Annotated in this window: 4 protein-coding genes; all 4 read left to right on the forward strand. The window is 66.3% G+C overall.

All coding sequences use genetic code 11. The features are described 5' to 3' along the window. The first annotated feature begins 379 nt into the window (after positions 1 to 379). A complete protein-coding gene (locus tag sphsw_RS16360; RefSeq protein ID WP_031441561.1) occupies positions 380 to 1,570 on the forward strand; it encodes an aspartate aminotransferase family protein in 1,191 nt (396 codons plus the stop codon). A 168-nt stretch (positions 1,571 to 1,738) separates the two neighbouring features. Beyond that, positions 1,739 to 2,662: an ornithine carbamoyltransferase gene (argF, locus tag sphsw_RS16365; RefSeq protein ID WP_031441562.1), complete on the forward strand. Its 924-nt coding sequence runs from the start codon at positions 1,739 to 1,741 to the stop codon at positions 2,660 to 2,662. 164 nt (positions 2,663 to 2,826) lie between these two features. Next, positions 2,827 to 3,732 carry an Hsp33 family molecular chaperone HslO gene (hslO, locus tag sphsw_RS16370; protein ID WP_031441563.1) on the forward strand — a complete coding sequence of 302 codons (906 nt, stop codon included), beginning with the start codon at positions 2,827 to 2,829 and terminating at the stop codon, positions 3,730 to 3,732. A 196-nt stretch (positions 3,733 to 3,928) separates the two neighbouring features. Next, the coding region (queC, locus tag sphsw_RS16375; RefSeq protein ID WP_031441564.1) for a 7-cyano-7-deazaguanine synthase QueC at positions 3,929 to 4,625 on the forward strand (697 nt) is incomplete at its 3' end.

The raw sequence follows: 4,625 nt of genomic DNA on the forward strand, positions 1-4,625 counted from the left end.
GGGATTCTCCGCGGGTTGGCTCGCCTTCACATCTCCCTTCCAGGTGCCGTCGAACACGCCCTTGGCAAGCGCGGGGGTGGTGGCAAGAGCCATGGCCAGCATCACTGCCAGGCCGGTCGCATAGCGTTTCATACGTCAACCTCCTCTCGATGGGGACGCGACTGGGCTTGCGCCGGCGCGTTTGCGACGTCGGATGGAGCCGAGGGGAAGATTGCGCGTGCTGCCGGGGCGCCGCAAGCGGAGTCCGCGCCTTGGTACGGATCAGACAGGGCTGCGTCGGACGTCCGCGGTGTTGACGCCCATCCCCCGTCACCGGTATTAGGCGCCTCCGGGGCGGTCCATCACGGGCCGCCCTTCTCGTTTCGAAGAGGAAGCGCCTGTGACCATCACCCCGCTCATGCCCGTCTACCCGCGGTGTGGCGTGCGTCCGGTCCGAGGCGAGGGCGCCTATCTGTTCGGTGAGGACGGCCAGCAATATCTCGACTTCGCCAGCGGTATCGCGGTCAACGCGCTCGGCCATGGCCACCCGCACCTGACCAAGGCGATCGCCGACCAGGCGGCGACGTTGATGCACGTGTCGAACCTGTACGGCTCACCGCAGGGCGAGCATCTCGCGCAGCGGCTCGTCGACAACACGTTCGCCGACACCGTGTTCTTCACCAATTCGGGTGCGGAAGCGGTCGAGTGCGCGATCAAGACCGCGCGCCGCTATCATTTTGTGAACGGCAATCCCGAGCGTCATACGCTGATCACGTTCGACACCGCGTTCCACGGCCGCACGCTCGGGACGATCTCGGCGACCAATCAGGCCAAGATGCGCGACGGGTTCGAGCCGCTGTTGCCCGGATTCGCCTATGCCAAGTTCAACGATCTCGAGGGTGCGCTCGCGCTGATCGACGACCACACCGCAGGCTTCCTGGTCGAGCCGATCCAGGGCGAGGGTGGTATCCGCCAGGCGAGCCCCGAATTCCTCCAGGGCCTGCGCAAGGCGTGCGACGAGCATGGCCTGCTGCTGGTGCTCGACGAGGTCCAGTGCGGCTATGGCCGGACGGGCAAGCTGTTCGCGCACGAGCTTTACGGCATCACCCCCGACATCATGTCGGTCGCCAAGGGGATCGGCGGCGGCTTCCCGCTCGGGGCGTGCCTTGCGACCGAGGAGGCGGCCAAGGGCATGGTCGCGGGCACGCACGGCTCGACCTATGGCGGCAACCCGCTCGGGATGGCGGCGGGCGAGGCGGTGCTCGACGTGATCCTCGAGGACGGGTTCCTCGAACATGTCGCCACGATGGGCGATCGGTTGCGGCAGGGGCTCGAGCAGATGATCCCCAATCACGATCACCTGTTCGACAGCGTGCGCGGCACCGGGCTGATGCTCGGGTTGAAGCTGAAAAGCGACAGCCGTGCGTTCGTCGCGTTCGCACGCGATCATCACAATCTGCTGCTGGTGGCCGCGGGCGAGAACGTCATCCGCATCCTGCCGCCGCTGGTGATCGACGAGAGCCATATCGCCGAATGCATCGACAAGCTGTCGACCGCCGCGCGCGTTTATGTGCCCGCCGCCGACGATTGAGCGCCTTTGCGCGGTCACTAAACCCCGTTCGTCCTGAGTAGCCACTGAGCGAAGTCGAAGTGGCGTATCGAAGGACTGGCCCGCTTGGGGCACTGTCCTTCGATATGGGTCTTCGGCTTCGCTCAGCCCCTACTCAGGACGAACGGAACTTCTTACGGGGTCGTTACCATGAACAACCGCCATTTCCTGAATCTCACCGACGCCGGCCCCGACGGCGTCGCCGCGATGCTTGCCGACGCGCTCGATCGCAAGGCGGCGCGCGCCGGCTTCACCAAGGGCCGCGCCGACGCCGATGCGCCGCTCGCCGGCCACACGCTGGCGATGGTGTTCGAAAAAAACTCGACGCGCACGCGGTTCAGCTTCGACATGGCGATCCGCCAGCTCGGCGGGACGTCGATCGTCGCCGATGCCGGCAGCATGCAGCTCGGGCGCGGCGAATCGATTGCCGATACCGCGCGCGTGCTGTCGGGCTATGTCGACGCGATCATGATTCGCACCGACGATCATGCCAAGGTCGAGGAGATGGCGCATCATGCCAGCGTCCCCGTCATCAACGGGCTGACCGACGCATCGCATCCGTGCCAGATCATGGCCGACCTGCTGACGATCATCGAGAGCGGCAAGGCGCTGCCCGGGCTCAAGGTCGCGTGGCTGGGCGATGGCAACAACGTGCTCGCCTCGATCGTCGAGGCCGCCGGGCTGATGCAATTCGACGTCGTCGCCGCCTGCCCACAGGGGTTTCAGCCCGAGGAGGAGGCGATCGTCCGCGCCTCGGGGCACGCGCGCGTCGTCGCTGACCCGCGCGAGGCGGTCGAAGGTGCGGACATCATCGTCACCGACACCTGGATCTCGATGGGGCAGGCCAATGCCGAGAGCAAGCTGAAGGCCCTTGCCCCCTATCAGGTCGACGCCGCGCTGATGGCGCTCGCGCGGCCCGATGCGAAGTTCCTCCACTGCCTCCCCGCGCATCGCGGCGAGGAGGTCACGCCCGAGGTGATCGACGGCCCGCAGTCGCTGATCTGGCAGGAGGCCGAAAACCGCCTCCACGCGCAGAAATCGGTGCTGCGCTGGTGCTTCGGGCAGATCGGCTGAAGCGCCCGGTTGGTTGATCGGGCGCAGGTCAGCCCCCATTTCCGTCATTCCCGCGGAGGCGGGAATCCATAAACTCCGAGCTGGTGATCAGACCACCAGCGTATGTCGCTCTGCATCCCCGCCTGCGCGGGGATGACGCCGCGACGGGGGATGCCGAAGGAACGATGGTGAACGACCCCAACATGACCGATCTCGACCGCGCGCTGGCGTTTGCGATCCCCGCGCGCAGCGCTCGTGGCCGAATCGTCCGGCTCGGCACCGCGCTCGACGAGGTGCTCGCCGCGCACGCCTATCCGCCTGCGATCGAGAAGCTGCTCGCCGAGGCGCTGACGCTCGCCGCGCTCATCGGCTCGACGCTGAAGGACGCGAGCGGCCAGCTGACGATGCAGACCCGGACCGACAATGGCGTCGTCCAGTTGCTGGTCTGTGATTATCGCGGCGGCGAGGTGCGCGGCTATATCGAATACGATGCGGACAAGCTTGCCCAGGCGCCCGTCGAGCCGACCCTGTTCGCCTTGTTCGGCCAAGGCTATCTCGCGATCACCTTCGATATGGCGAGCAGCAACGAGCGCTATCAGGGCATCGTCCCGCTCGACGGCGATACGCTGTCTGAGGCCGCGCAGAGCTATTTCACCCAGTCCGAGCAGATCCCGACGATGGTCCGCACCGGCATGGCGAAGGGCCCCGACGGGCGCTGCGTCGCGGGCGGCCTGTTCCTCCAGCATCTGCCTGAGGGCGAGGACGGCCGCGAGCGGCTGCATACCAAGCTCGACCATCCCGAATGGGAGCATGTCGCGACGCTCGGTAACACGATGGGCGCGGACGAGCTGACCGATGCGATGCTGCCGCTCGAGACGCTGGTGTGGCGGCTGTTCAACGAGGACAGCGACGTCCGCATCCTCGCCGATATTCCCATCACGCGCGGCTGCCGGTGCGATCCCGACTATATCCGGGGCGTGATCGCGAAATTCCCGATCGACGAACGCCGCGACATGGCGGACGAGAGCGGCTTCATCCAGGTCGACTGCGCATTCTGTGCAAAGAAATTTCCGGTTCCGGTCGAGGAATGACGCGTTTCTCAGGCGCGCGACGGCGGGAAATTGCGCGGCGTTAATGCGCTGTTTACCGCGCCGGGCTATACCTCCCTCGTGCTTTAGAGATTTCAGCACGTTTCTCCCTTGAGGCTGCTTTAAGCGCCAACCTTTCAGGGCCGCCTTCGGGCGGCCCTTTCTTTTTGCCGCGGTCTGGCCTAGCGCGTCGCGCATCATGACATCATCAGCTCCCTTAGCGGTCGCCCTCGTCTCGGGCGGCCTCGACTCGATGGTTTCCGCCGCCATGCTGCGGGAATCCGGCCGGCGCCTGCTCGCGCTGTCGTTCGATTATAACCAGCGCCACCGCGTCGAGCTCGACGCCGCGCGCCGCGTCGCCACCGCGCTCGGCGCCGAACGCCACATCGTCCTGCCGATGGACCTGTCCGCGTTCGGCGGTTCGGCGCTCACCGCCGATATCGACGTGCCCAAGGACGGTGTCGGCACCGATGATGCGGGTGGCATTCCCGTCACCTATGTCCCCGCCCGCAATACGATCTTCCTCAGCCTCGCGCTCGGCTGGGCCGAGGCGGCGGGTGCGCGCGATATCTATATCGGCGTCAACGCGCTCGATTATTCGGGTTATCCGGATTGCCGTCCCGAATTCATCGCCGCATTCGAGGGGCTGGCCGAACTCGCGACCAAGGCGGGGGTCGAGGGCGATCCGTTCCGCATCCAGGCGCCGCTCCAGCACATGACCAAGGCGGACATCGTCCGCGAGGGCACGCGGCTCGGGCTCGATCTCGGGCTCAGCTGGTCGTGCTACGATCCAACGCCCGACGGCAAACATTGCGGCGAGTGTGACAGCTGCCGTCTCCGCTCGCGCGGCTTCGACGAGGCGGGGATCGCGGATCCCACCGTCTACGCGGTCAAGC

Source organism: Sphingomonas sp. FUKUSWIS1 (assembly GCF_000733135.1).
GTDB classification, from domain to species: domain Bacteria; phylum Pseudomonadota; class Alphaproteobacteria; order Sphingomonadales; family Sphingomonadaceae; genus Sphingomonas; species Sphingomonas aerolata.